19 protein-coding genes are annotated in these 26296 nt (G+C 73.6%); 13 read left to right on the forward strand and 6 right to left on the reverse strand.

All coding sequences use genetic code 11. The annotated features are described in order from the left end of the window. Positions 1-69: 69 nt before the first annotated feature. From ABZ312_RS29565 to ABZ312_RS29585, 5 genes are all read left to right on the forward strand, one after another. Positions 70-717: a CBS domain-containing protein gene (locus ABZ312_RS29565; RefSeq protein ID WP_500326321.1), complete on the forward strand. Its 648-nt coding sequence runs from the start codon at positions 70-72 to the stop codon at positions 715-717. An 88-nt stretch (positions 718-805) separates the two neighbouring features. Then, positions 806-1873, forward strand: coding sequence for an alcohol dehydrogenase catalytic domain-containing protein (locus tag ABZ312_RS29570; protein ID WP_500358691.1), 1068 nt, complete (start codon positions 806-808; stop codon positions 1871-1873). Between the two features lie 165 nt (positions 1874-2038). Next, the gene (locus ABZ312_RS29575; RefSeq protein ID WP_500326325.1) at positions 2039-3982 is read left to right on the forward strand and encodes an APC family permease; all 1944 of its coding nucleotides are present in this window, start codon (positions 2039-2041) and stop codon (positions 3980-3982) included. A 99-nt stretch (positions 3983-4081) separates the two neighbouring features. After that, entirely contained in the window at positions 4082-4615 is a 534-nt protein-coding gene (locus tag ABZ312_RS29580) for a hypothetical protein (protein ID WP_500326327.1), read from the forward strand. A gap of 63 nt (positions 4616-4678) precedes the next feature. Then, positions 4679-5173, forward strand: a complete 495-nt coding sequence (locus ABZ312_RS29585; protein ID WP_500439123.1) for a universal stress protein — start codon at positions 4679-4681, stop codon at positions 5171-5173. Between the two features lie 3 nt (positions 5174-5176). On the opposite strand, the gene ABZ312_RS29590 is transcribed toward ABZ312_RS29585, so the two are convergent. Continuing rightward, complete coding sequence (locus ABZ312_RS29590; RefSeq protein WP_500326330.1) at positions 5177-6685, reverse strand: alpha/beta hydrolase; 1509 nt, start codon at positions 6683-6685, stop codon at positions 5177-5179. Between the two features lie 96 nt (positions 6686-6781). Between ABZ312_RS29590 and ABZ312_RS29595 the strand changes: the two genes are divergently transcribed. Next, entirely contained in the window at positions 6782-7696 is a 915-nt protein-coding gene (locus ABZ312_RS29595; protein ID WP_500358695.1) for a helix-turn-helix domain-containing protein, read from the forward strand. Here the strand turns inward: ABZ312_RS29595 and map are convergent. Continuing rightward, the gene (map, locus tag ABZ312_RS29600) at positions 7683-8450 is read right to left on the reverse strand and encodes a type I methionyl aminopeptidase (protein ID WP_500326333.1); all 768 of its coding nucleotides are present in this window, start codon (positions 8448-8450) and stop codon (positions 7683-7685) included. The two genes, ABZ312_RS29595 and map, sit on opposite strands and share 14 nt — an antisense overlap. Positions 8451-8516: 66 nt before the next feature. On the opposite strand from map, the gene ABZ312_RS29605 reads away from it, so the two are divergent. Continuing rightward, positions 8517-8798 (forward strand): helix-turn-helix domain-containing protein, encoded by a 282-nt coding sequence (locus ABZ312_RS29605; protein WP_500326335.1) that lies wholly within the window; start codon positions 8517-8519, stop codon positions 8796-8798. A gap of 514 nt (positions 8799-9312) precedes the next feature. On the opposite strand, the gene ABZ312_RS29610 is transcribed toward ABZ312_RS29605, so the two are convergent. After that, positions 9313-10695 (reverse strand): hypothetical protein, encoded by a 1383-nt coding sequence (locus tag ABZ312_RS29610; protein ID WP_500326336.1) that lies wholly within the window; start codon positions 10693-10695, stop codon positions 9313-9315. Between the two features lie 198 nt (positions 10696-10893). Here ABZ312_RS29610 and ABZ312_RS29615 point away from each other — a divergent pair, with 198 nt between their 5' ends. After that, a complete protein-coding gene (locus ABZ312_RS29615) occupies positions 10894-12972 on the forward strand; it encodes a SpoIIE family protein phosphatase (RefSeq protein ID WP_500358697.1) in 2079 nt (692 codons plus the stop codon). 153 nt (positions 12973-13125) lie between these two features. Continuing rightward, on the forward strand, positions 13126-15567 hold the full coding sequence (locus ABZ312_RS29620) for a SpoIIE family protein phosphatase (protein WP_500326340.1): 2442 nt from the start codon (positions 13126-13128) through the stop codon (positions 15565-15567). Between the two features lie 145 nt (positions 15568-15712). On the opposite strand, the gene ABZ312_RS29625 is transcribed toward ABZ312_RS29620, so the two are convergent. Beyond that, entirely contained in the window at positions 15713-16210 is a 498-nt protein-coding gene (locus ABZ312_RS29625) for a cupin domain-containing protein (RefSeq protein WP_500326342.1), read from the reverse strand. A 164-nt stretch (positions 16211-16374) separates the two neighbouring features. Here ABZ312_RS29625 and ABZ312_RS29630 point away from each other — a divergent pair, with 164 nt between their 5' ends. After that, a complete protein-coding gene (locus ABZ312_RS29630; RefSeq protein ID WP_500439124.1) occupies positions 16375-17436 on the forward strand; it encodes an NAD(+)/NADH kinase in 1062 nt (353 codons plus the stop codon). Here the strand turns inward: ABZ312_RS29630 and ABZ312_RS29635 are convergent. Continuing rightward, positions 17321-18346, reverse strand: coding sequence for a LysR family transcriptional regulator (locus tag ABZ312_RS29635; protein WP_500439125.1), 1026 nt, complete (start codon positions 18344-18346; stop codon positions 17321-17323). The genes ABZ312_RS29630 and ABZ312_RS29635 overlap by 116 nt on opposite strands. Before the next feature lie 70 nt (positions 18347-18416). Here ABZ312_RS29635 and ABZ312_RS29640 point away from each other — a divergent pair, with 70 nt between their 5' ends. Then, positions 18417-19574, forward strand: coding sequence for a TDT family transporter (locus ABZ312_RS29640; protein WP_500326347.1), 1158 nt, complete (start codon positions 18417-18419; stop codon positions 19572-19574). 10 nt (positions 19575-19584) lie between these two features. Here the strand turns inward: ABZ312_RS29640 and ABZ312_RS29645 are convergent, their stop codons facing one another. Beyond that, a complete protein-coding gene (locus tag ABZ312_RS29645; RefSeq protein WP_500326348.1) occupies positions 19585-20367 on the reverse strand; it encodes a glucosamine-6-phosphate deaminase in 783 nt (260 codons plus the stop codon). Positions 20368-20619: 252 nt separating this feature from the next. On the opposite strand from ABZ312_RS29645, the gene ABZ312_RS29650 reads away from it, so the two are divergent. Together ABZ312_RS29650 and ABZ312_RS29655 are read left to right on the forward strand one after the other, a co-directional pair. Further along, positions 20620-21678 carry an AI-2E family transporter gene (locus tag ABZ312_RS29650; protein WP_500326530.1) on the forward strand — a complete coding sequence of 353 codons (1059 nt, stop codon included), beginning with the start codon at positions 20620-20622 and terminating at the stop codon, positions 21676-21678. A gap of 242 nt (positions 21679-21920) precedes the next feature. Continuing rightward, positions 21921-26213, forward strand: a complete 4293-nt coding sequence (locus ABZ312_RS29655; RefSeq protein WP_500439126.1) for a discoidin domain-containing protein — start codon at positions 21921-21923, stop codon at positions 26211-26213. Positions 26214-26296 lie beyond the last annotated feature (83 nt).

Genomic DNA, 26296 nt, shown 5'->3' on the forward strand with positions numbered 1-26296 from the left:
ACCGTGCGCACGCCGCCGCACCGGCCGAGACTGGAACCAGGGGACGCGTCCCGGGTTCAGGAGGCCGCCATGAACGCCGTCCGGCAGCCGAAGGCGGTGGGCGACGTGATGACGTGCAGGGTCGTCGCGGTCACCCGCCGCGCGTCGTTCAAGGAGATCGTGCGGGCCCTGGAGCAGTGGCACGTCAGCGCGGTACCGGTGGTGGAGGACGGGACTCACGTGGTGGGCGTCGTCTCCGAGGCCGACCTGCTGCGCAAGGAGGAGCACCGCGTGGACGGGCCGCCCCCGGTGGGCGGGGCCGGCGCGTCGGGCAGGGCGGCCGCGCTCACCGCCGAGCAGTTGATGACCGCGCCCGCGGTCACCGTGCGCGGCGACGCCTCGCTCGCGCAGGCGGCCCGCGCCATGGCGCGGCACCAGGTCAAGCGGCTGCCGGTCGTCGACGCCCGGGGCATGCTCAAGGGCGTGGTCAGCCGGGGCGACCTGCTGAAGGTCTTCCTGCGGTCCGACGAGGACATCGCCCGCGACGTCCGGGAGAACGTGGTCGCACGGCTGTTCCCCGGCGCGTGGCGGTCCCTCGAGGTCGACGTCGAAGAAGGGGTCGTCACCCTGAGCGGGCTGCTCGGGGACCGCTCCCTGGTGCCGGTGGCGGACCGCCTGGTGCGGTCCGTCGAGGGCGTCGTCGACGTGCGCTTCGATCTGACGCCGAACCGGGTGTGACGGGCGGTCCCGGCGCCGGATGCGAGGGCCGCCCGCCGCGCCCACGCTGGTAGGGGGGACACACCTCAGCCCGAAGGAGCGGAACGCCATGAAGGCATGGGTCTTCCAGGGTCCGGGACGGGCCGCCTGGCAGGAGGTGGCCGACCCGGTCCTCCAGGACGCGAGGGACGCCATCGTCCGCGTCGACACCGCAGCGATCTGCGGCACCGACCTGCACATCCTCAAGGGCAACGTGCCGGACGTCGCTCCCGGTACGGTGCTCGGCCACGAGGCCGTGGGCGAGGTCGTCGAGACCGGCGCGGAGGTGGACGCCCTCCAGCCCGGCGACCGGGTGCTGGTCAGTTGCGTCTCCGGGTGCGGACGCTGCCGGTTCTGCCGTGAGCAGGCCTACGGGCAGTGCCAGGACGGCGGCGGCTGGGTGCTCGGGCACCTGATCGACGGCACGCAGGCGGAGTACGTGCGCGTACCGTACGCCGACACCTCCCTGCACCCGCTGCCGCACAACGTGGGCGGGCACGACGCCGTCCTGCTCTCCGACATCTTCCCCACCGCCTACGAGGTGGGCGTGCTCAACGGCGGGGTCCGGCCCGGGGACACGGTCGTGGTGGTCGGCTGCGGTCCGATCGGCCTGGCCGCCGTCGCCACGGCCCAGCTGTGCTCCCCGCACACGGTGATCGCCGTCGACCTGGCCGCGGCGCGCCTGCAGGCGGCGAAGAACCTGGGCGCGGACGCCGTGGTCACGGCGGGCGAGCAGCCCGAGCAGCTGGTCGACGACCTCACCGGAGGGCTCGGCGCGGACGTGGTGATCGAGGCCGTGGGGCTTCCGGAGACCTTCGAGATGTGCACGCGGATGGTCCGGCCCGGCGGCCGGGTGGCGAACGCGGGGGTGCACGGCCGACCGGTCACGCTCCACCTGGAGCAGCTGTGGAACCGCAACGTCACCATCACCACGGGCCTGGTCGACACGTACTCCACGCCCACCCTGCTGCGCCTGCTGGAGGCGCGGAAGCTGCCCACCGGCGCGTTCGTCACGCACACCTTCGAACTGCACGAGACGGCGGAGGCCTACGACGTCTTCGCGGCGGCGGCCGACACCGGAGCGCTCAAGGTCGTCCTGGGCGGACCGCACCATGACGTCCTCGTACCCATGTCCTGACCGGGCCGGCGGGCGTAAAGGGCGCATCAGGGACGTAACCCCCACTCTTGACGGAATCTTAACGGCGCGAAGCGGCGGTACGGGAAATCGGGCGCCGACCGATGCGTACGCTGACCAGGCCATCTCGTGGTGGCGGGAACCAGTGGCAGCACGTCAGGAGCATCGATGACCTCCCCCGTCCCTACGAGTCGGCTGCGCGCGTGGATGCTCGAGGGCCTGTCGGACATGGCCCGGCACCAGCAGGGCGGGCAGGCGGTCCCGGAACGGCACGACCACGGCCAGCGCTGGTGGCGGGTGATGTGCCTGACGGGTGTCGACTACTTCTCCACCCTGGGCTACCAGCCCGGCATCGCGGCGCTGGCGGCGGGCCTGCTCTCGCCGGTGGCCACCATCGTGCTGGTGATCGTCACGCTGGCCGGCGCCCTGCCCGTGTACCGCCGGGTGGCCGAGGAGAGCCCCCGCGGCGAGGGCTCGATCGCCATGCTGGAGCGGCTGCTGTCGTTCTGGAAGGGCAAGCTCTTCGTCCTGACGCTGCTGGGCTTCGCGGCGACGGACTTCCTGATCACCATCACCTTGTCCGCGGCCGACGCCTCCACCCACCTGGTGGAGAACCCGCACCTGACCGAGGCGCTGCACGGGAAGCAGATGCTCATCACGCTGCTGCTGGTCGCGCTGCTCGGCGCGGTCTTCATGAAGGGCTTCCTGGAGGCGATCGGCGTCGCGGTCGCCCTCGTGGGCCTCTACCTGGCGCTCAACGTGGTCGTCGTGGTCGTCGGCCTGTGGCACGTGGCCACCGCCGGGCACGTGGTCACCGACTGGTCGAACGCCCTGACCACGCAGCACGGCAACATCCTGGTGATGGTCGGGGTGGCGCTGCTGGTCTTCCCCAAGCTGGCGCTGGGCCTGTCCGGCTTCGAGACCGGTGTGGCGGTGATGCCGCACGTCAAGGGCGACCCGTCCGACACCGAGGAGCGTCCCGCCGGGCGGATCCGGGACACGAAGAAGCTGCTGACCACGGCCGCCGTGATCATGAGCTGCTTCCTGATCACCACCAGCTTCATCACCACGCTGCTGATCCCCGCCGACGAGTTCGAGGCCGGCGGCCAGGCCAACGGCCGCGCGCTGGCCTACCTCGCGCACGAGTACCTGGGCAACGCCTTCGGCACCGTCTACGACGTGTCGACGATCTGCATCCTGTGGTTCGCCGGCGCCTCGGCGATGGCCGGCCTCCTCAACCTCATGCCGCGCTACCTGCCGCGCTACGGCATGGCGCCGCACTGGGCGCGCGCGGTGCGGCCGATGGTGCTGGTCTTCACCCTGGTCGCGTTCCTGGTCACCTGGATCTTCGACGCCAACGTCGACGCCCAGGGCGGCGCGTACGCGACCGGTGTCCTGGTGCTCATCTCCTCCGCGGCGATCGCGGTGACCATCGCCGCCCGCAAGGCGGGGCAGCGCAACTGGACGATCGCCTTCGGGGTGATCTCGGCCGTCTTCCTCTACACCACGGTCGTCAACGTCTTCGAGCGCCCGGACGGCGTCAAGATCGGTGCCTGCTTCATCGTCGGCATCATGCTGATCTCCCTGCTGTCGCGGCTCGCCCGCGCCTTCGAACTGCGCATCACCGGCATCACCACCGACGACATGGCCGAGCGCTTCGTACGGGACATCTCCCACCGCACGATCCGCTTCATCGCCAACGAGCCCGACCGGCGGGACGCCGCCGAGTACCGGGACAAGATCAAGCAGATCCGGTCCGACAACGACCTGCCGGCCGAGGAGGACTTCGTCTTCGTCGAGGTGACCGTCGCCGACCCGTCCGAGTTCGAGGCGGGCCTGGTGGTCCGCGGCGAGGTCCTCCACGACCGCTACCGCGTCCTGACCCTGGAGAGCTCCTCCATCCCCAACGCGCTGGCGGCCTTCCTGCTGCATGTCCGCGACACCACCGGGCAGCGTCCGCACATCTACTTCGAGTGGACCGAGGGCACCCCCTTCGCCAACTTCCTGCGCTTCTTCCTCTTCGGGCAGGGCGAGGTCGCCCCGGTCACCCGCGAGGTGCTGCGCGAGGCCGAGCCCGACCGCAGCCGCAGGCCCCGCGTCCACGTCGGCTGAGCCCCCGTCCGTCAGGGGTGCGCAAAGACCGGACCGGCGCTCGTCAAGGGGCCGTCAGGGCCACGCCTGGCGGGCGCCGCCCTGCCTACGGTCGGCCCCATGGAACGGCGAACGGCTCCCCGGCCCGGGCAGCAGGGCACCGTCGGTGACCGCCATTGGCGCGCCGACCTGCGGCGCGCGCTGGGGTACGCGGTCGCCTTCCTGTGCCTGGCGGTGCCGCTCGACGCGGTCGCGGGGACGCTCACCCCGCGGCGCGCGGCACTGTGGCTGGTCCTGGCCCTGATCGTGCTCGCGCTGCTCCACCCGGCCCGGGTGACCGCGGGCGACGGGTGGCTGGCGGTGCGCGGCACGCTGCGGGAGCGGCGGGTGCGGACCGACGCGCTGACCGTGGTCCGCCAGTCCGCCGGTGTGTCACGGCATCTGGTCCTGTGGGACGCCCACGGCCGGTGGCTGGAGCTGGATCCCCGCGTCCTGGAGGCGAATCCGCTGCTGTGGCACCGGCTGGAGGCGGGCGCGCGGCGCTCCCGTACCGCCGGCACGCTCCGCGAGGGGTCCGAGGTGCTCGGGCGGCTCAGCGAGCGGATCGACGGCAGCACGGCACGAGCGGTGATCGATGCGCCCGGGATGGGCTGACAGGTCGCTTCGGTGCGGCCGGTCGCGTGGTCGTTCGTCGTACGTCGAGAAATGAGGCAGTCCGTGATCGAGTCGCCGTACGGGGGCACAGCGGGCGGGGGCCGGCGGGTGGTCGTCGGCCTGAGCGGTTCCCCCGGCAGTCTGGCCGCGCTGCACCGGGCGGTCGCGGAGGCCCGGTCCCGGTCCGCGGGACTGCTGGCGGTCCTGGCGTGGGAGCCGCCCCCCGAGGAGTTCACCTACCGCCGGGTGCCGCTTCCGCCGCGGCGCTTCGACTGGGAGCAGGAGGCGCGGCAACGCCTGAACGTCGCGCTGGAGGAGGTCTTCGGCGCCGGCGCCCTGGCCGGGATGCCGGACTTCCGCGCCGTGACGGCGCGCGGGCCCGCCGGGTACGTGCTGGTGAAGGCGGCCGCGCGCAGCGAGGACCTGCTGGTCGTCGGCACGGGGTCGCGCGGCCTGCTGCCGCGCGCGCTGCGCGGTTCGGTCGCCCGCTACTGCGTCGCGCACGCGGCCTGCCCGGTGCTGGCCGTACCCCCGTCCCGGCTGCCCGCCGGGGTCTGAGCCTCAGCCCCGCAGGTGCCCGAGGACGGTGCGCATCGCGTGCTCCACGGCGCCGCGCGCCTGCGCGCCGTGGTCCGTCGTCTCGAAGCCGTGGCCGCCGTCGGGGACGTCGACGACCTCCACGTCCGCCCCGGCGTCCTTGGCCGCGGAGAGGAACTCCTCGACGGTCACCGCGATCTCCGGCCGCTCCCGTCCCACCCGGGTCAGGACGACCGGCGGCGTGCTCGCGCCGTGCAGCGCGGCCACCGGCCGGAAACGGGAGGCGGCCAGGCCCCAGTTGGGCAGCGGCGCGAGGACGGGGTAGGTGGCGGCGACGCAGCGCAGCCACGGCGGGGGCGCCGCCAGCCAGTCCGCGGACAGCAGCCCGCCGGCGGAGAAGAACCACAGCGCGACCCGGCCGGCGTCGACCCGCGGATCGGCGCGGACGAGCTCCACCGCCTCGGCGAGGTCCCCGGCGGCGCGCGGGAAGTCACCGAGTTCGTGCAGCCGGTGGTCGACCGTCGCGCCGACCGCTCCGAGAGCCGCCGCGAGGCGGCCGTACCCGACGAAGGCCGGCCAGTCGCGCGGAGTGGGCCGCGCGCCGGCCGGCACCGGGCCGCCGTGCACGAAGACCACGGCCGGGCGGGGTCCGCCACCGCCGTCCGGGAGGTACAGGTCGGTCCGTCCGCGGCGCTCACGGGCCCGTTCGGGCACGTCGAGGAGGAACGGCCGCAGGTGCGCCGGTGGTTCGTCCGTCGCGGCGATCCGGTGGCCCTCACCGGCGGCGGCCTTCAGCAGGACGCCGGCGAGTTCGCCGGGTGCAGAGAGCATCGGCCAGTGGCCGGTGGCGAGTTCGAAGAAGCCGACGCGGGGGTCCGTGAGCGCCTGGAATTCAGGGTGCCCCAGGGCCACCAGCCCCTCCACCATGGCGATGCTCGAACCGTTGCCGGTGCACAGGACACCGGTCGCCGGCAGGGCGGCGGCCACCCCTGACAGGCGCAGCGGCCGGGTGAGCGTCCCGGCCGGCTGGGGTGCGGCGTCGGCGGCGAGCCGGGCCAGCGCCGCGGCGGGCACGCCGGCCGTACTGCCCCAGCGCTCCCATGCCCCGGGCGCGGGCGGTGCGACGCGCCACTCGTCGTCGCCCGGGGCGGCCGGGGCCGAGAGCCGGGCGCGCAGTTCCTGGTCGGGCAGGAGCGCCAGCGGCGGGTCGCCGTCCCGGGGCATGCCCGCGTCCAAGTGGACGACGCGGGCGATGCGGCCGGGCCGCCGGTCGGCGGCGGCGACGACCGGGTGGATGCCGTAGCCGTGGCCGACGAGCACCACATCCGTCGCGTCCAGGGAGTCGACGACCCGCAGGACGTCCTCGACATGGGTCTCCAGTACGGTGCCGGGCCCGGCCGGGCGGCCTGAGCCGGCCATGCCGGTGAGGGTCACCGGGTGGGCTCCGGCGCCCGCCCCGCGCAGCCGGCCGGCGACGTCCTCCCACACCCAGCCGCCCGTGTGGGCCTCGGGAACGAGTACGAACACGGTCATGTGTGCCTCCCCGCACGCGGTGGTCCGCGGAGCGGCCGTCCCGGCCGTCCGCGCTCGCCGGTACGGTAGGAGCTCCCCCTGAGGGAGGTTCAAGCGGTGGAAGCCGACAGCACGTTGAGCATCGGGGAGCTCGCCGAGCGGGCCGGCGTCTCCGTCAAGACCGTCCGTTTCTACTCCGACCGCGGACTGCTGCCCGAGTCCGGCCGCAGCGCGGGCGGCCACCGCCGCTACGCCCCCGAGGCGCTCACCCGGCTGCGCCTGATCCGCTCCCTGCGCGCCCTGGACCTGCCGGTGCCGGATGTGGGGCGGGCCCTGGAGCGGGAGGACGCCCTGGAGGACGTCGTCGCGGGCCACTTGCGGACCCTCGGCTCCCAACTGGCCGCGCTGCGCTGGCGGGAGGCCGCCCTGCGACTGCTGCGGGACTGCACCGCCGAGGAACGCGCCGAGCGGCTGGAGCTCGTCGGAGCCGTCCCCGTACCACCCAGCACGGACCCGATGGCCCGTTTCTGGCGCCGCTGGCTGCAGCCCGCGCGGCTGCCCGCCCCGGTGCTGGCCCGGGTCGTCGAACTCGCCGTGCCGCAACCGCCGGACGAGCCGAGCCCGGCGCAGGTGCTGGCCTTCGCCCGGCTGCACGCCTTCACCTCGGCCTCCTGCCCGCCCGGCGCCGTGCACCGGCTCGCGGCGCACCGGCCCGACGCGGGCCCCCGTCCGGCCGTCCTGTACGAGGGGCTGTACGAGGCCTACGAACTGGCCGCGCCGGACGTCCTGGCCGGACGCGCGCCGGGCGCGGGCGAGGCGCTCGACTGCTTCGTCACCGCCCACGCGCGGTCGTTCGGCGCGCGGGACACCCCCCGCTTCCGCCGCCGGCTGAGCGGCATGCTGGCCGTGGAGCCCCGCATCGACCGCTACTGGCAGCTCGTGGGCGAGTTGCGGGGCCCCGGGCAGCCGACCCCGGGCGCCTCCCACACCTGGCTGCGCTCCGCACTGGAGGACCAGGTCACGGCGCGGTGAGGATGCGCGGACCCTCCTCCGTGACGGCGACGGTGTGCTCGAAGTGGGCGGCCCGGCTGCCGTCCTCGGTGTGCAGCGTCCAGCCGTCGGAGGCCGTGCGGTAGCCGCCGCGCCCCCCAGCCATCAGCATCGGCTCGATGGCCAGGGCGAGCCCGTGCCGCAGCGGGTAACCACGGCCGGGGCGACCCTGGTTGGGCACATGGGGATCCTCGTGCATCCGGCGGCCGATGCCGTGGCCGCCGAAGTCCGCGGGCATGCCGCACCGGGCCTCGCGGGCGACGGTGCCGATGGCGTGCGAGATGTCGCCGATGCGGTTGCCGACGGTGGCCGCGGCGATCCCGGCGTCGAGCGCCCGCCGGGTGGCCTCGATGAGCCGGACGTCCGCGGGGCGGGGCGTGCCCACGGTGAAGCTGATCGCGGCGTCGCCGGTCCAGCCGTCCAGTTCGGCGCCGCAGTCGACGCTCACCAGGTCGCCGTCCCGCAGCCGGTAGTCGGTGGGGATGCCGTGCACGAGCGCGTCGTTGACGGAGGTGCAGAGCACCGCGGGGAAGGGCGTGGGCGCGAACGACGGCCGGTAGCCGAGGAACGGCGACCGCGCGCCCGCCGCGTCCAGGACGGCCCGGGCTGCCTCGTCCAGTTCCCGCAGCGACACGCCGACGCGCGCCGCCTCACGGGCGGCGGCGAGCGCGTGCGCCACGACGCGGCCGGCTTCCCGCATGGCCGCCAGCGCGGCATCCGTCTTGATCTCCACCATGTCCATGGCTCCTCTTTCCGTTCCCTGGGTGCACCCAATTCTTATACCGGTATTAGTATCACGGGCATGGTGCGAACTCCTTTGACCCCCTGGGAACGGCAGCGCGGCGAGCGCTTCGGCACGCTGCTGCGCCGGGCCCGCGGCGACCGCAGCATGGTCGAGGTCGCGGCGGCGGCGGGCGTCTCCGCCGAGACCCTGCGCAAGATCGAGACCGGCCGCGCCCCGACCCCCGCCTTCTTCACCGTGGCCGCCCTCGCCGCGGCCCTGGACATCTCCCTGGACGAGCTCGCCTCGGCCTGCGTCCTCGAGGCCGACGAGGCGGGCGGCGGCGCCGCCTTGTCCGCGTAGGCCGCGCCGGGCTGCCCGCGTCGCCGCATGCGGGTGCGTTGTGGTTGCTGTTGGGGGTTTCCCCGCCGCCCTCCCGATTGCCCGGCGCGGTCAGTGACCGCCCCGCTGCGTACGTATGGGGTCGGTGCCGCGCCGGGGCACGCCCCCAGCCTTCGGCCGGGGGGACCCTCATGGGGGCACCCCGCCACACCCCCTTCTGCCGTGGGGGCGACTAACGGCCGGTGGGGGTTCAGAGAGCGGTCCGGGGTTGCCGCAAGTGCCTTACTCACCCCCCACCGGCCGTCATGCGCCCATACGACGGGAGGGGGTGTGGCGGGGTGCGCCCGGAAACGACGAGCGGCGAACCCGGCGCCGAATGATGTGGGGGTAAACCGCGAGCGTTGAGGACGTGTCCCGGCGCGGCACCGACCCAGGCACACGGTGCGAGACCCGCACTGACCGCGCCGGGCAATCGGGCGGGCGGGCGGGTGGACGCCCGCCGCAACCACAACGCACCCCCACACGACGACCGGACTCAGCTGCCCCCGAACCCCCCGCCGTCGCCGAAACCTCCGCCGTCGCCAAAGCCACCCCCGTCGCCGAAACCCCCACCGAAGTCCCCGGGGTCGAAGTCCGCGCCCGAGTAGTCGCCGCCCTGCTGGTCCGGCGCGGCACCGCCGTAGTCGCCGTAGGCGTAAGGGCCGGGGCCGCCGAGGGAGCTGCCGAGCAGCGTCCCGACGAGGATCCCGGGCAGCATCCCGCCACCGAAGTAGCCCTGGGCCCAGGGGGCGTAGGCCGGGCCCGCCTCCCAGTACGGGCGGGGGCCGCGAGGCGTGCCGACCTGGCGGGCCATGGGTTCCAGGCCGTCCGCGAGCCGGGCGGCGTCGGCCGCGCACACGGGAACGGTCCGCTCGGCCCCGCCGCTCTCGGGGGTCCAGGGCACGTCCTGGACCGAGGGGCCGTGCCGGGGGTCGAAGAAGCACGGCGGGCGGCGCTCGGGCAGCGGCCTGCCCTCGATGCGCGCCTCCAGGGTGGCGAGCGCGAAGCGCCCCTCCTCCAGGGCGCTGCTGACCGGCCGCACGTCCTCCGCGGAACGCGCCCGGTCCATCGCGGTCTTCGCGGTGTCGTAGGCGTCCAGGGCGCGCGTGTAGTCCTCGCGCATGGCGTCGTCGGCCGTCGCGCCGCCCGGGTCGAAGCCGATCCGGCTCAGCTCCTCACCGAAGGCGGTGATGTCCTCGTCCACCACCGGGCGCAGCTCGTCCAGCCGGGCCCAGTCCTGCGCCTCGCGGCGCCGCTTGGCGCGTCGCGACAGCAGGACAGCCCCGCCGCCGCCGGCGACGACCAGGACGCCGAGCGCGACGAGGAGCCCGGCGCCGCCGCTGCCCGCGCCGACGCCGACGGAGTCGTCGCCCCAGGACGCCGGGGCGTGGCCGCGCGCCTGCGGCAGCGCCTCGTCCACGAAGCCGGTGACCATCGCCGCGGGGTCGCCGGGGTCGGAGCGCCGTACGGCCCCGGCCAGGTTCTCGACGGCGTTGTGCGGCATCACGGCGGGGTCCGCCCCGGCGTCGAAGCGGTCGCCGAGGGCCACGACGTACACACCGGTGATGCCGACCTTGGTCCGCAGGTCCTTCAGCAGCGTGGCGGCGGGGAACTCCGCGGTGTCCGGGAGGACGGCGACGAAGACCGGCCGGTCGGCCTTCTCGATGCGCCCGGCGAGGGTGTCCGCGTCGCCCGGCGACAGCACGTCCCGCGCCCGGGGGTCGACGTACACGGGACCGCCGTCGCGCAGGGCCGCCGCGGCCGCGTCGAGCCCGCCCGTGGCGCGCGCCCCGGAGCCCGTCGCGGCGACGAGGCAGAGCACGCCGAGGATCACGGCGAGTACCGGCACGAGGCGGAGGATCCGCCGGACGGTCCCCATGGTTACGACGCTAACCCAGATCGGGTGCGCGCGGCGCTGCGGGAGCCGGCTCCCCGGGGCGGTGCCCGGCTTCTCCGTTAGGCTGTTTTGTCAGATTTGCCCGACAATAAGCGACATTGGCCGGTCTACTGCACCAGGTGGCGACCGGCGGTGCTCGACCGGATGAGAACGCCTCGTTCCCGGGGATGGGTCGTCGCGGTGGACATACAGCAGTCGGCGAAGGATGTCGGTCAGCCCCAGACGGCGGTGGGGCAGGCAGGGGTGTTCCGTGACCTGCTGCCCCTCGCGATGTGGCGGATCGACTCCGAGGGTCGGATCTCCCAGTGGTCGCTGGCCGCGCAGGAACTCTTCGGGCACACCGCGCAGGAGGTGCTCGGCCGCAGCGCCACACCCCTGCTGGTCCCCGTGAGGAACTGGGACCTGGCCGACGAGCTGACGCGCAGGGTGCTGTCGGGCGAGGCGGTCGTGGGCACGCTCCCCGTACGCCACCGTGACGGCCACCTGGTGACGATGGAGATGTGGATCTGCCCCACCGCCGACCCGCAGGGGCGCACCGGGCTGATGGGCATCGCCGCCGAGACCTCCGCGGTGCTGCGCATGCGGGACTCGCTGGCGGCGCTGGAGGGCCTGTTCACGCAGTCCCCCATCGGCCTGGCCATGCTCGGCCCGGACCTGCGCTACGTACGGGTCAACGAGGCTCTGGCCCGTATGAACGGGGTCCCCGCCGCCCAGCACATCGGCAGGCGGGTGAGCGAGGTGGTCCCCGGGCTCAACACCATGGCGCTGGAGACCGTGATGCGCCAGGTGCTCGCCCGCGGCGAGCCGGTGGTGGACTTCCGGGGCGTCGGACGCACGGGTGGCGACCCCCTCAACGAGCGGGTGTGGTCGTGCTCCTTCTCCCCGCTCCTCGGCGGCGGCGGCCGCCGCCTGGGCGTGATCGCCACCCTGATCGACATCACCCGCGAGGAGCGGGCCCAGCTCCAGGCCACCCGCGGACGGCAGCGGCTCGCCCTGCTCGCCGAGGCCGGCACCCGCATCGGCACCACGCTCGACCTGCGGCGGACCGCGGAGGAGGTGGTGCAGGTGCTCGTGCCCCGGGTGGCGGACTCCGCCGACGTGCACCTGCTGGAGGAGGTCCTCGACCCGGACGAGGCCGCCGCCTCCGCCCACGGCATGGTGCGCCGGCTGGCGGTCTCCTTCGCCGATCCGGCGGCGCCCGCCGAGGACCTGGCCGTCGGCATGACGCACCAGGTCCCCCGGGCGTCCGCGTACGAGCAGGTCATGGTGGAGGGCCGGCCGATGCGGCTCACCAGGGCCGACATACCCCGGCTGGTGCCCGGCCCGGAGTACGAGCGGCTGCGCGGCTACCTGCGCACCCTCGGCTCCGCCCGCATGGTCCCGCTGGTGGCCCGCGGCACGGTGCTGGGCATCATGATGGTCACCCGCTCCCGCAGGCGCGAGCCCTTCGACGACCAGGACGACCTGCTCATCGACGAACTCGCCGCCCGCGCGGCGCTCGGCATCGACAACGCGCGGATGTACTCCGCCCAGCGCCGCGCCGCCCTCACCCTGCAGCGCAGCCTCGCCAACACCGCGCTGCCCACGGTGCCCGGGCTGGAGCTGGCCGGCCGGTACCTGCCCGCGAGCGACCACGAGGTGGGCGGCGACTGGTTCGACGTCATCGCGCTGCCCGGCGACAGGACCGCCCTGGTCATCGGGGACGTCATGGGCCACGGGGTGCACGCGGCGGCCGTCATGGGGCAGCTGCGGACGACGGTGCGCACCCTGGCCCGCCACGACATCCCCCCGGCCGAGCTGCTCCGCTCCCTGGACGCGGCCGTCGCCGACGTCGGCGAGAACGAGATGGCGACCTGCGTCTACGCCGTCCACGACCCGGCCGACGGCAGCTGCCTGGTCGCCCGCGCCGGGCACCCGCCGCCGGCGGTGGCGGGTGCCGGGAACGAGGTCGCCTTCCTGGACGGCCCGAGCGGAACACCCCTCGGCGTGGGCCGCCGGGACTTCCAGACCGAACGGGTGCTCCTGCCGCCGGGAGGTGTGCTGGTCCTCTACACCGACGGCCTGATCGAGGCCCGCGACCGCAACCTCGACCAGGGCATGCGCCAACTCGCCCGCGCCCTGCGCGATCCCGGCGAGCCGCTCTCCCGGGTCTGCGACCGCGTCCTCGCCCGTCTCCTGCCCCACGGCGCGCAGGACGACGTGGCGATCCTGCTGGCCCGGCCGCTCCACCCCGCCACCGGCCATGAGCCTGCGCACTGAGCGGGCGCCGGCGCCCTGCGGGCCACGCGGGACCGGCCGTGCGGGCCGATACTGGAACCACGCCCCCATGGGCGTCCCTCCCGGGCCCCGGCGGAGAACCACCCCAGGTGACGCAGCTCGCCCGCTTCTCCCGCACGTGCGACGGTGATAGCGATGGACAACCCGGCCAAGACGTTCAGCGAGTCACCGGAGGACCCGTTCTCGGTGCACGCCGCGGCCTCGGTGGTGCTGGACGACCATGCGTCCGTGGTGGGGTGGAGCACCCGCGCCGAGACGCTGCTCGGCCACCGGGCCCAGGACGTCCTGGGCCGGTCGGCTCCCGAACTCCTGCTCCACCCCGGCGACTTGGAGCTGGTCCTGACCGCCACCGCGGCCTGCGTCCGGGCGGGCGGCTGGTTCGGGGTCGTACCCGTGCTGCACCGGGACGGACGGCGGGTGGAGGTCGGCTGCCGGGTCCGCGCCATCGCGCGGGAGGACCGGCGCCGCGAGTGGTACGTGGTCGCGGCGCCCGCCGCCGAGGTCGTCCGGTGGGAGACGGACCGGTGGGTGCTGGAGGGGTTGTTCCGCCGTTCCCCCATCGGGCTCGCGGTCTACGCCCCCGACCTCACCTTCCTGCGGGTGAACCGGGCGATCACCAAGTTCAGCGGGGTCCCCGCGGGGAAGCACCAGGGCCTGCGCACGGGGGACTTCCTCTTCGGGCCGGACGCCGACGCCGTGGACCACCAGTTGCGGCGGGTGCTCGAGACGGGCCGTTCCTCGATCTTCTCCGAGCAGCCCTGCCGGCTGCGCCGCGACCCGCAGCGCGAACTGTACGTGTCCGTCTCGGCGTTCCGGATGCAGGACGCCAACGGGCACGTCCTCGGGGTGACCCAGACCGTCGAGGACGTCACGGAGCGCTACCAGGCCCGCCGCAGGCTGTCCCTGCTCAGCGAGGCCGGGGCGCGGATCGGCACCACGCTGGACGTCGGCCGCACCGCCCGCGAACTGGCCGAGGTGGCCGTGCCCGGGCTGGCCGACAGCGCCTCCGTCGACCTGCTGGAGGCCGTGCCCCAGGGTGACGAGCCCGCCCAGGACTCGTTCCGTACGGTCTGCCGCGCGGCGGTCCAGTCGGTCTTCCCGGACACCCAGAAGATCATGTACCCGGTGGGGCACACCATCCGCATCCCTCCGGGGTCGACGCAGGCGCGGTCGCTGGCCGAGGGCCGCCCGGTCTTCGAGTCGGACATGGGCCGGGCCCTCGCCTGGCTCGACGAGGACCCCGTGCGGGCCAGGGCCGCCCGCGCGGTCGGCGCGCACTCCCTGATGGTGGTGCCGCTGCTCGCCCGCGGGCTCGTGCTCGGGCTGATCAGCCTCTGGCGGACCCGCGGCCGCGAGCCCTTCGAGGCCGACGACCTCACCCTCGCCGAGGAGTTCGCCGCCCGCGCGGCCCTGAGCATCGACAACGCCCGCCGCTACACCCAGCAGCACCAGGCGGCCCTCACCCTCCAGCACAGCCTGCTCCCCGGGGACGTGCCCTGGCACCCCGCCGCCGAGGTGGCCCACCGCTACCTGCCCGCCAACACCGCCACCGGGGTCGGCGGCGACTGGTTCGACGTCATCCCGCTCTCCGGTCTCCGCATCGCCCTGGTGGTGGGCGACGTCGTCGGCCGCGGTCTGCACGCGGCGGCCACCATGGGCCGGCTGCGCACCGCCGTGCACACCCTGGCCCACCTGGACCCCACCCCGGACGAGGTGCTGTCGCACCTCGACGACCTCGTGGACCGGCTCGCCTCGGAACAGCGCGAGAGCCACGAGAACGCCCCACCGGTCGTCGGCGCGACCTGCCTCTACGCCGTCTACGACCCGGTCTCCCGGCGCTGCTCGCTCGCCCGGGCCGGCCATCCGCCCCCCGTGGTCGTCACCCCGGAGGGACGGGCGAGCCTGGTCAACATCCCCCCGGGCCCGCCGCTGGGCCTCGGCGGCCTCCCCTTCGAGACCGCCGAGATCGAGCTGGCCGAGCGCAGCATCCTCGCGCTCTACACCGACGGCCTGCTGTGCACCCGCTGCCGCGACCTCGACGACAGCCTCGCGATGCTGTGCGGGGCGCTCACCGCGCCGTCCGGCTCCCTGGAGGAGACCTGCAGCGCCGTCGAGGACACCCTCCTCAAGGCACGCAGCTCCACCGAGGCCGCCGACGACGTGGCCCTCCTCGTCGCCCGGACCCGCGTCCTCGCGCCGGAACAGGTCGCCACCTGGGACCTCCCGCCGGACGCCACCGCCGCCGGACGGGCCCGCACGCTGGTGGAGTCCCAGCTCGCCACCTGGGGGCTGGAGGAGGCGGCCTTCGTGACCGAACTGATCGTCAGCGAGCTGGTCACCAACGCGTACCGGTATGCGGGCGGGCCCATCACACTGCGGCTGATCCGCGACAGCCACCTCATCTGCGAGGTCTCCGACACCAGCAGCACCTCCCCGCACCTGCGCAGGGCGCGGACGACGGACGAGGGCGGGCGCGGGCTGTTCCTGGTCGCGCAGCTCAGCGAACGCTGGGGCGCCCGCTACACGCGCGAGGGCAAGACGATCTGGGCCGAGCAGCCCCTGCAGGCCGCCTTCTGAGCGGCTACGGCACGTGGGCACCGCACCTGCCCGGCGTCCCAACCGACGCTGGTCCCGCACCGCGTCTCGGTGGCTGACGGCCCGAAGGCGGTGCAGGCCCGTCGGTCGCCCTCCGCCCGTACGACGACCCGCCCCCGCACGGGGCTCAGCGGGGCGGCAGTGCGGTGCCGCAGCGGGAGCAGTACAGGGCGTCGCTCTCGCCGGCCAGGCGGCCGCAGTCCGCGCAGACGCGGTGCAGCAGGCAGACCGCTTCGCCCGCGTCCGGCGCGGGGGCGAGCCCGGCGATGGTGAGGCCGGGGCGGCGGGCGTGCACCGTGAGGTAGGTCAGCCCCACGGCGCCGGCGGACAGCGCGCGGCAGGAGCCGCGGGGCAGCCAGGCGAGTGCGCCGGGCGCCAGGGTCGTCTGGCGTCCGCCGTCGTCGCCCGACAGGTACCCGCCGCCGTCGACGACGTACAGCAGGACGTCCAGGTCGGCCTCGACGTGCGGCCGGACCTCGGTGCCCGCCGGAAGGCGGATGACGTTGGCGTCGAGCTGGCGGCGGTCCGCGCCGAGCCGCCACAGCGCTCCGCGCTGCCCGACGGGCGTACGGCCGATCAGATCCGCCACCTGGGCGAGGACACCCGGCTCGGGCTTGGTCTCCACGTTCGTCCTCCCTGCAGCAGTGGAACAGCGGAACGGTACTCCGCCCAGGGTGCCGCCGCACGACGGCGGGGCGGCGGGACGGCGGTGTCCCGACGCGACGCGCGCTCCGGGGAGGCGGACCATGGGGGCATGACGCCGGAGCGGACGCCGCCGGGGAGGCCGTGATGCCAGTGGGCCGGATCGGGATGGTCGTGCACGGTGCGCGCGAGGACGCGAGCGAGGCCGCCACGGCGGTCGACCGCTGGTGCGCGCGGCACGGGGTCCCCGCGGTGGAGATCGACGTATGGCGCAAGGACCGGCCCCGGCACAGCGGTCAGGAGGAGGCGGCCACGGCCGGCTACCCGGACCTGATCGTGACCCTCGGCGGCGACGGCACCTTCCTGCGCGGCGCGCGGGTGGCCGCCGCGTGCGGGGCGGCCGTGCTGGGCGTGGACTTGGGGCGGGTCGGCTTCCTCACCGAGGTGTGCACCGAGGACGTGGAGCGGGCGCTCGACTGCGTGCACGAGGGCCGGGCGACCGTCGAGGACCGCATGACGCTCACGCTGCGGGCGTCCCGGCCGCTGGAGATCCCCGAGGGCATCGAGTCCCTGCTGCGGTACGGGCGCGGCCCCGCGCTGCCGCCGCCGCGGGTGCGGCCCGGCGACCCCGAGGACGTGGGCTGGGGCGTGCCGATGGCCGTCAACGCCGTCAACGACGTGGTCTTCGAGAAGCTCGCCCGGGACCGGCAGGCCAGTCTCGCGGTGTACCTGGCGGGCCGTCTGTTCGCGTCCTACTCCGCGGACGCGGTCGTCGTGGCCACCCCGACGGGTTCCACCGCGTACAGCTTCGCCGCGGGGGGCCCGGTGGTCTCCCCGCACATGGACGCGATCGTGTTCACCCCCGTCGCGCCGCACATGGCCTTCGACCGGACCCTGGTGGCGGCCCCGGACGAGGTCCTGGGGGTCCGCGTGCTGACCCGCTCCGGCCGGGTCGCGGTCAGCATCGACGGCCAGCTGAGGGGCGTCCTCGATCCGGGTGACTGGGTCGGGGTGTACAAGGCCCGGCACCGGCTGCGGTTGATCCGGCTGGGCCCGACCGACTTCTACGGGCGGGTGCGCGACCGCTTCCGGCTCAGTGACGCCCCGGCCGCGGCCGCCGACGGGGAGGTCCCGCCGCTGTACCGACCGAACTCCCCCGTCCCGCCCGACCTGCGGAATCTGCGCTTCCCACCCCTTGACGGGCACTGACCGCGCCCTGCCGGGCGATCCCTGCCAGCTCCCGCGCCGGCCCGGTCAGGTCGCGCCCGCGGGCGCGCACCACGCGCAGCGTCCGCGTCAGGTCGAGTCCGGCCACGGGGACGGCGACGACGCTGCCGCTCGCGAGTTCCGCGGTGAGGGCGAGGGAACTGAGGACGGCCGGGGCGAGCCCGTCGGCGACGGCGGTCTTGATGGCGGTGGTGGAGGGGAGTTCGAGGAGCGGATCGGTGAGCGCGAGCCCCGTCCCCTCGGCCAGGGCGTGCTCGAGGTAGCGGCGCGTGCCGGAGCCTCGTTCACGGCTGACCAGGGGTGTCGCGGCGAGTTCGGCGGCGCCGATGCCGGACCGGCGGCGCGCCCAGCGGTGGGAGGGGGCGACGACGACGGTCAGCTCGTCGTGCGCGACCGGCTGGGCGACCAGCCCGCGCGGGACGTCCGGGCCCTCGACGAAACCGAGGTGCACCTCGCCGGCCAGGACGGCCGCGGCCACGTCCTCGGAGTTGCCCGCGGTCAGCGCGACCGTGGTGCGCGGGGCGCCCGCCCGCAGGATGAGCAGCCACTGCGGCAGGAGGTACTCGGCCACCGTCATGCTCGCGGCCACCTGCAGCCGGCTCTCCGCGGTGCCGCGCAGCGAGGTGACCCCGGCGTCCAGCGAGGCTGCGGCGTCGACGGCGGTGCGCGCCCAGTCCGCGACGAGCGTGCCGTGCTCGGTGAGCCGCGAACCGCGCGGTGAGCGTTCCAGCAACTGCAGACCGAGCCGGCGTTCGAGGTGCCGGAGGCGGGAGCTCGCGGCCGGCTGGCTGACGCCGTGGGCCCGCGCGGCGGCACCGACGCTGCCGAGGCTCGCGACCGACAGCAGCAGGTCGTACGCCGCCAGGTCGCTCACGCGCTCGGGCAGGGGCATAAGCCCAGTCTATGAGCCCATCCGGAAGTGCTCCCTACCGGTCGTGCCCGGCCGGGGCGACGCTACGGACATGCCTTCGACGCTCGCCCTTGCCTCCCGGCCCGGCGCCCACCCGCGCACCGGGCTGCTGCGGGAGCTGGACCACCCCTCCCAGCTCTTCCGCGACCTCGGCCCCAACTGGTTCGCCTCGGTGATGGGCACGGGCATCGTCGCCACGGCGGCGGCCGGGCTCCCGGCGCACATACCGGGGCTGCGGACGGCCGCCACGGTCGTATGGGCGCTGGCAGCCGCCTGGCTGGTGGCGCTCTCGGCGGGCTGGGCGGTGCACTGGACCCGGTACCGCGACCGCGCGCGGGCGCACGCCGGCCACCCGGTGATGGCGCACTTCTGGGGTGCCCCGGCGATGGCGCTGCTGACCGTGGGCGCCGGCACGCTGGCGCTGGGCTCGGACTGGATCGGGCCGCACGCGGCCCTGGCGGTGGACGCGGTGCTCTGGTCGGCGGGCACCCTGCTGGGCCTGGTGACCTGGGTGTGGATCCCGTACCGTGCGATGACCGAGCACCGTGTGGGCGACGACTCGGCGTTCGGCGGCTGGCTGATGCCCGTCGTCCCGCCGATGGTCTCCGCCGCCACCGGGGCCGCCCTCGTCCCGCACCTCCCCGCCGGGCAGGCACGGCTGACGCTGCTGCTGGCGTGCTACGCGATGTTCGGGATGAGCCTGATCGCGAGCCTGGTGATCATCCCGCAGATCTGGGGCCGGCTGGTGCGCCACAAGACGGGCCCGGCGGCCATGGTGCCGACCCTGTGGATCGTGCTCGGCCCGCTGGGGCAGTCCGTCACGGCGGCCAATCTCCTGGGGCACGCGGCGCCCACCGCCCTGCCCCGCCCCTACGCCACCGGGGCCGAGGTCTTCGGCTACCTCTACGGCGTGCCCACCTGGGGGTTCGCCATGATGTGGCTGGCCCTGGCGGCGGCGCTCACCGTGCGCACCGCGCGGCGCGGACTGCCGTTCACCCTGAGCTGGTGGAGCTTCACCTTCCCGCTGGGCACGTGCGTGACCGGGACGAGCGCGCTGGCGCTGCGGCTGCATTCGACGGCCTTTCAGGGGGCGGCGCTGATCCTGTACGCGGGCCTGGTGGCGGCATGGGCGCTCGTCGCCGTGCGGACCGTCCGCGCCGGGGCCCGCGGCACGCTGTTCCTGCCGCCCGCCCCGGCGCCCCGCGCCTGAACGAAGCGGATCACAGACCCTGCCAGGACGGCTTCGCCGCGTAGGTGGCCCGGAAGTAGTCGGCCAGCTTCAGCTTGGACGCGGCCGCCTCGTCGACGACGACGGTGGCGTGCGGGTGCAGCTGGAGCGCGGAGGCGGGGACGACCGCCGCCAGCGGGCCCTCGACGGCCAGGGCGACCGCCTCGGCCTTCGCCTCGCCGGTGGCCAGCAGCACGAGGTGCCGGGCCTCCAGGATGGTGCCGATGCCCTGGGTGATGACGTGGTGCGGCACGGCCTCGGGGCGGTCGAAGAAGCGCGCGTTGTCCTTGCGGGTCTGCTCGGTCAGCGTCTTGATCCGGGTCCGGGAGGCCAGCGAGGAGCACGGCTCGTTGAAGCCGATGTGGCCGTCGGTGCCGATGCCGAGCAGCTGCAGGTCCACCCCGCCGGCCGCCGCCAGCGTGCGCTCGTACGCCGCGCACGCCTCGACGATGTCCTCGGCGGTGCCGTCGGGTCCCATGAACGACTCCCGGGCGAGGCCGAGGGGCTCGACGACCTCGCGCAGCACCACGGAGCGGTAGGACTCCGGGTGCCCGGCGGGCAGTCCGACGTACTCGTCCAGCTGGCAGATCCGGGCCCGCGACACGTCGGCGCGGCCCTCGCCGGCCAGGCCGGCGAGGGCCCGGTAGACCGGGAGCGGGGTCGAACCGGTGGCGACGCCGAGCAGCGCGTCGGGCTTGCGGCGCAGCAGGTCCGCGATGGCACCCGCGATGAGTTCGCCGCCTGCGGTGGCGTCCGGGACGATGACGACTTCCACTTCGGGACCGCCGATCTGGTGAGGGAGACCGTAACTGGTTTAGACCAATTTAGCAGTCGGGCGCCCCGGGGATCCACCGCCGGCCCGGGGGTGCCTTCGGGCGAATGCGGCTTGCGCCGCGTTGGCCGGGACCCCGCCGGTGGTAGCAAGCAGGGACAGGCGCGCAGGACGCGGGCGCACGACGGGCTCGACGGGGAGGTGCGAACGGTGTCCCGAGGACGGCGGAGCCGGATCCGCGTGGGGCGCCGGGAGGTGCGCGGGCCCGCCAGGCGGCCCGGCGTCCGGGTGTTCCCCGCGCTGAACACGGCCGCCGCCTACTCCTGGCGGCTGCTCGTCGTGGGGGCGGTCGTCTACGCCGTGTTCGCCACCCTGGGACGGTTCCACGAGATCGCGGTGGCCGTCTTCCTCGGACTGGTCGGCACCGCGATGCTGCGACCGCTGGCCGATCTGCTCGCCCGCGTGATCCCGCGTTCGCTGGCCGTCGCCGTCTCGCTGATCGGCAGCATCCTGGTCGTGTTCGGCATCCTGGCCATGGTCGGCGAGGTGGTCGCCGGCGAGACGGCCGGGCTGCAGCGCGAGTTCGGCGCGGGGCTGGCGCGGATCGAGCGCTGGCTGGAGGCCCCGCCGTTCCGGCTCGACCCCGAGGCGCTCGACGACCTCCAGTCGAAGGTCGGGCAGTGGCTGTCCACCCACCGGTCGACCCTGATCAGCACCGCGCTGAGCGGCGCCGGGCGCCTGGTGGAGGTGCTGACGGTCTTCGCGCTGGCGCTGTTCTGCTCGGTGTTCTTCCTCCACTCGGGGGACCGGCAGTGGTCGTGGTTCTGCGGGCAGTTGCCGCGGACGGTGCGCGGCCGGGTGTCCGTGGCCGGCCGTGCCGCATGGCGCACGTTCACCGGCTACACGCACGGGATCGTGCTGGTGGCGGCGACCAACGCGATCCTGGTGGGGGTCGCGCTGTTCCTGCTGGGGGTGCCGCTCGCGCTGCCGCTGGCGCTGCTGGAGTTCTTCGCCGCCTTCGTGCCGCTGATCGGCTCCCCCATCGCCCTGGCGGTCGCCGCCGTGGTGGCGCTGGCCGCGAACGGGCCCGTCGTGGCGGCGGTCGTCGTCTGCCTGATCGTCGTCATCGGCCAGATCGAGGGCCACGTGCTGCATCCGATCGTGATGAGCTGGGCGGTGCGCCTGCATCCGGTGGTCGTCGCGCTCACCGTCATCGGCGGTGCCATCGCCGCCGGGGTCATCGGCGCGGTCGTGGCGGTCCCGCTCGTCTCCGTCCTCTGGTCGATGTACCAGGCACTGCGCACCACGGAGTAGGACGCGCAAGTTTTTGCGGTGCTTCCGCAACGCCCTGTCGGCTGCACGACACTCCAGCGCAAGCCCATGCCAGGTGAGATGAAAGCCCGGTCGAGGGCATAGACGCCCGGAAACACCTCTGCAACTATCGGCTCGGGCCGCGCAATTACCAAAGCAATCGATGCAATTTCCTCTGCGTGGCAGCCGTACCGCATGTGACATGTCATGGCACCAACAACTCTGACGAGAGGCACAGGGACGACATGCCAAGGAAACGGTTCATCCAACGGCTGCTGGCGGGGGTGATCGCAGCGGGCCTGGTGCTGCTCGGCCAGTCGGCGCTGCCCGCCGCGGCCGCCGGCGGCCTCAACCTCGCCGCGGGGGCGCCGGCCGCCGCGAGCAGTTCCCACGCCGAGTACGGGGTCGCCAACATCACCGACGGCAACCAGAACACCTACTGGCAGAGCGCAGGCAGCTCCTTCCCGCAGTGGGTCCAGGTCGACCTGGGCAGCAGCACCAGCATCGACCAGGTCGTCGTCAAACTGCCCGCCTCCTGGGAGGCCAGGACCGAGACCTTCGCCGTCCAGGGCAGCCCCGACGGCTCCACCTTCTCCACGCTGTCCGGCTCGGCCGGGCGGAACTTCGGCCCCGGTTCGGGCAACACGGTGACCATCGACTTCTCGGCCACCACCACCCGGTTCGTACGGCTGAACATCACCGCCAACACCGGCTGGCCCGCCGCCCAGGTCTCCGAGCTCGAGGTGCACGGCTCCGCCGTCTCCACCGACAACCTCGCCCAGGGCCGCACCCTGACCGCGAGCAGCGGCAACGCACCCTACGTCGCCGCCAACGCCAACGACGGCAACCAGACCACCTACTGGGAGAGCGCCAACAACGCCTTCCCGCAGTGGATCCAGGCCGACCTCGGGTCCTCCGTCGCGGTCACCAAGGTGGTGCTGAAGCTGCCGCCCTCGTGGGAGGCACGGACGCAGACGCTGTCCCTGCGCGGCAGCACCAACGGCTCGTCCTTCAGCGACCTGGTGGCGTCCCGCGACTACACCTTCAACCCGGGCGACAACAACACCGTCACGATCAGCCTGAGCAGCACGACCACCCGCTACCTGCGCGTCAACGTCACGGGCAACACCGGCTGGACCGCCGCGCAGCTGTCGGAGCTGGAGGTCTACGGCCCCGCCACCGGTGACACCACCGCGCCGAACGCGCCCACCGGCCTGGCCTACACCGAGCCCGGCTCCGGCCAGATCCGGCTGACCTGGAACGCCGCCGGCGACAACGTCGGCGTCACCGGCTACGACGTCTACGCCAACGGCGAGCTGCGCACCAGCGTCTCCGGCAGCACGCTCACCTTCACCGACAACCAGCCCGACAGCGCCACCGTCAGCTACTTCGTGCGCGCCAAGGACGCGGCCGGCAACGTCTCCGGCAACAGCAACACCGTCACCCGGTCGGGCTCCGGCGGCGACACGCAGGCGCCCAGCCAGCCCGGCAACCTCACCCTCACCCAGCCCGGTTCCGGCCAGATCAAGCTGACGTGGACCGCCTCCAGCGACAACGTCGGCGTCACCGGCTACGAGGTCTACGCCAACGAGGCCCTGCGCACCACGGTGTCGGGCACCACGCTCACGTACACCGACAGCCAGCCCGACACCGCAACCGTCTCCTACTACGTGAAGGCCAAGGACGCGGCGGGCAACCGCAGCGTCGCCAGCGCCACGGTCACCCGCAACGGCTCGGGCGGCACCGGCTCCAACATGGCCGTGGGCAAGCCGATCACGGCGTCGTCCAGCACCCAGAACTTCGTCGCGGCCAACGCCAACGACAACAGCGTCACCACCTACTGGGAGGGCGCCGGCGGCAGCTACCCGAACACGCTGACCGTCTCCCTCGGGGCGAACGCCGACGTCACCTCGCTGGTGCTCAAGCTCAACCCCGACAGCGCCTGGGGCACCCGCACCCAGACCGTCCAGGTGCTCGGCCGGGAGCAGGGCGCGAGCGGCTTCACCAGCCTCAAGGCGGCCGCCGACTACACCTTCAACCCGTCCTCCGGGAACACGGTGACCATCCCGGTCAGCGCCCGGGTCGCCGACGTACGGCTGCAGTTCACCGCCAACAGCGGTGCGGCCGCGGGCCAGGTGGCGGAGTTCCAGGTGATCGGCACCCCGGCGCCAAACCCGGACCTGACCGTCACCGGCATGTCCGTCTCCCCCGGCGCACCGGTCGAGACGGACTCGGTGAGCCTGTCGGCGACCGTGCGCAACATCGGCGAGCTCGCCTCGGGCGCCACGAACGTCACCTTCTACCTGGGCACCACCAAGGTCGGCACCGCCGCGGTCGGCGCGCTGGCCGCGGGCGCCTCGACCACGGTGACGGCGAACATCGGGGTACGGGACGCGGGCAGCTACCCGCTGAGCGCCAAAGTCGACGAGTCCGGGGACGTCATCGAGCAGAACGACACCAACAACACCTACAACAGCCCGACCCCGCTGGTCGTCAGGCCGGTCGACAGCTCCGACCTGATCGCCTCCCCCACCGGCTGGTCCCCCGGCAACCCGGCCAAGGGCAACACCGTCACCTTCTCGGTGGCGATCAAGAACCAGGGCACGGTCGCCTCGGCCGGCGGCTCCCACGGCATCACCCTCACGGTCACCGACACCACCTCCGGCTCCGTCGTCAAGACGCTGACCGGCTCCTACAGCGGCGCCATCGCGGCGGGTGCCACCACGAGCCCCGTCTCGCTGGGCACCTGGACCGCCGCCAACGGCAAGTACACCGTCAAGACCGTCATCGCGCCCGACGCGAACGAACTGGCGGTCAAGCAGCAGAACAACACCAGCACCCAGTCGCTCTTCGTCGGTCGCGGCGCCAACATGCCGTACGACATGTACGAGGCGGAGGACGGGGTCCTCGGCGGGAGCGCCGCCGTGGTCGGCCCCAACCGCACCGTCGGCGACCTGGCCGGTGAGGCGTCCGGCCGCAAGGCCGTCACGCTGAACAGCACCGGCAGCTCGGTGGAGTTCACCACCAGGGCCAGCACCAACACCCTGGTCGTCCGCTACTCCATCCCCGACGCCGCGGGCGGCGGTGGGATCAACTCCACCCTGAACGTCTACGTCAACGGCAGCTTCCTCAAGGCCATCGACCTCACCTCCAAGTACGCGTGGCTGTACGGCAGCGAGACCGCCCCCGGCAACAACCCCGGTGACGGCAATCCCCGCCACATCTACGACGAGGCCAACCTGATGCTCGGCACGACCGTGCAGGCCGGGGCGAAGATCAAACTGCAGAAGGACGCCGCCAACGGCAGCCAGTACGCGGTCGACTTCGTCAACACCGAGCAGGTCGCGCCGATCGCCAACCCCGACCCCGCGGCCTACACCGCGCCGACCGGGTTCACCCACCAGGACGTGCAGAACGCCCTGGACAAGGCCCGGATGGACACCACGGGCACCCTGAAGGGCGTCTACCTGCCGCCGGGCGACTACGAGACGGGCAGCAAGTTCCAGGTCTACGGCAAGACCGTCAAGATCATCGGCGCGGGCCCCTGGTACACCCGCTTCCACACGCCGACGAGCCAGTCCAACACCGACGCGGGCTTCCGCGCCGACTCCACCGCCAACGGCTCGTCCTTCTCGGGCTTCTCCTTCTTCGGCAACTACACCTCGCGCATCGACGGTCCCGGCAAGGTCTTCGACTTCGCGGGCGTCGCCAACATGACCATCGACAACGTCTGGAACGAGCACACGGTCTGCCTCTACTGGGGCGCCAACACCGACAACATCACCATCACGAACTCCCGGATCCGCGACACCTTCGCCGACGGCGTCAACATGACCAACGGCAGCACGGACAACCACCTCGACAACATCGAGGCCCGTGCCACGGGTGACGACAGCTTCGCCCTCTTCTCGGCGATCGACGCCGGCGGGGCGGACGAGAAGAACAACCTCTACGAGAACCTGACGTCCCTGCTGACCTGGCGCGCCGCGGGCATCGCCGTCTACGGCGGCTACGCCAACACCTTCCGCAACATCCTCGTCGCGGACACGCTGGTCTACTCGGGCGTCACGATCAGCTCCCTGGACTTCGGCTACCCGATGAACGGCTTCGGGACCGACCCGACCAACCTCCAGAACATCTCCATCGTCCGCTGCGGCGGGCACTTCTGGGGCAGCCAGACCTTCCCGGGCATCTGGCTCTTCTCCGCCTCGAAGGTCTTCCAGGGCATCCGCGTCAGCGACGTGGACATCGTGGACCCGACCTACAGCGGGATCATGTTCCAGACGAACTACGTGGGCGGTCAGCCGCAGAACCCGATCAAGGACACGGTCCTCACCAACGTGTCCATCACCGGCGCCCACCGCAGTGGTGACGCCTACGACGCCAAGTCGGGCTTCGGCCTGTGGGCCAACGAGATGCCGGAGGCGGGACAGGGTCCCGCGGTCGGCTCCGTCACCTTCAACAACCTCACGATGAGCGACAACTACCAGAACATCAAGAACACGACGTCCACGTTCACCATCAACACCAACCCGTAGCGGAGGGACGCGCGAGCGCCGTGGGGGGGGGGGGGGGGTGGGCGGGGGGGGGGCCGGCGGGGGGGGCGGGCCCCCGCCCCCGC

The organism is Streptomyces sp. NPDC006207 (assembly GCF_040613835.1).
Lineage (GTDB): Bacteria > Actinomycetota > Actinomycetes > Streptomycetales > Streptomycetaceae > Actinacidiphila.

Bases quoted from the DNA above. Each gene is read 5' to 3' on its own strand.
- ABZ312_RS29565 (WP_500326321.1), top strand. From the start codon at position 70: ATGAACGCCGTCCGGCAGCCGAAGGCGGTGGGCGACGTGATGACGTGC.
- ABZ312_RS29570 (WP_500358691.1), top strand. From the start codon at position 806: ATGAAGGCATGGGTCTTCCAGGGTCCGGGACGGGCCGCCTGGCAGGAG.
- ABZ312_RS29575 (WP_500326325.1), top strand. From the start codon at position 2,039: ATGACCTCCCCCGTCCCTACGAGTCGGCTGCGCGCGTGGATGCTCGAG.
- ABZ312_RS29580 (WP_500326327.1), top strand. From the start codon at position 4,082: ATGGAACGGCGAACGGCTCCCCGGCCCGGGCAGCAGGGCACCGTCGGT.
- ABZ312_RS29590 (WP_500326330.1), bottom strand. From the start codon at position 6,685: ATGACCGTGTTCGTACTCGTTCCCGAGGCCCACACGGGCGGCTGGGTG.
- map (WP_500326333.1), bottom strand. From the start codon at position 8,450: ATGGTGGAGATCAAGACGGATGCCGCGCTGGCGGCCATGCGGGAAGCC.
- ABZ312_RS29605 (WP_500326335.1), top strand. From the start codon at position 8,517: ATGGTGCGAACTCCTTTGACCCCCTGGGAACGGCAGCGCGGCGAGCGC.
- ABZ312_RS29610 (WP_500326336.1), bottom strand. From the start codon at position 10,695: ATGGGGACCGTCCGGCGGATCCTCCGCCTCGTGCCGGTACTCGCCGTG.
- ABZ312_RS29620 (WP_500326340.1), top strand. From the start codon at position 13,126: ATGGACAACCCGGCCAAGACGTTCAGCGAGTCACCGGAGGACCCGTTC.
- ABZ312_RS29630 (WP_500439124.1), top strand. From the start codon at position 16,375: ATGCCAGTGGGCCGGATCGGGATGGTCGTGCACGGTGCGCGCGAGGAC.
- ABZ312_RS29635 (WP_500439125.1), bottom strand. From the start codon at position 18,346: ATGCCCCTGCCCGAGCGCGTGAGCGACCTGGCGGCGTACGACCTGCTG.
- ABZ312_RS29640 (WP_500326347.1), top strand. From the start codon at position 18,417: ATGCCTTCGACGCTCGCCCTTGCCTCCCGGCCCGGCGCCCACCCGCGC.
- ABZ312_RS29655 (WP_500439126.1), top strand. From the start codon at position 21,921: ATGCCAAGGAAACGGTTCATCCAACGGCTGCTGGCGGGGGTGATCGCA.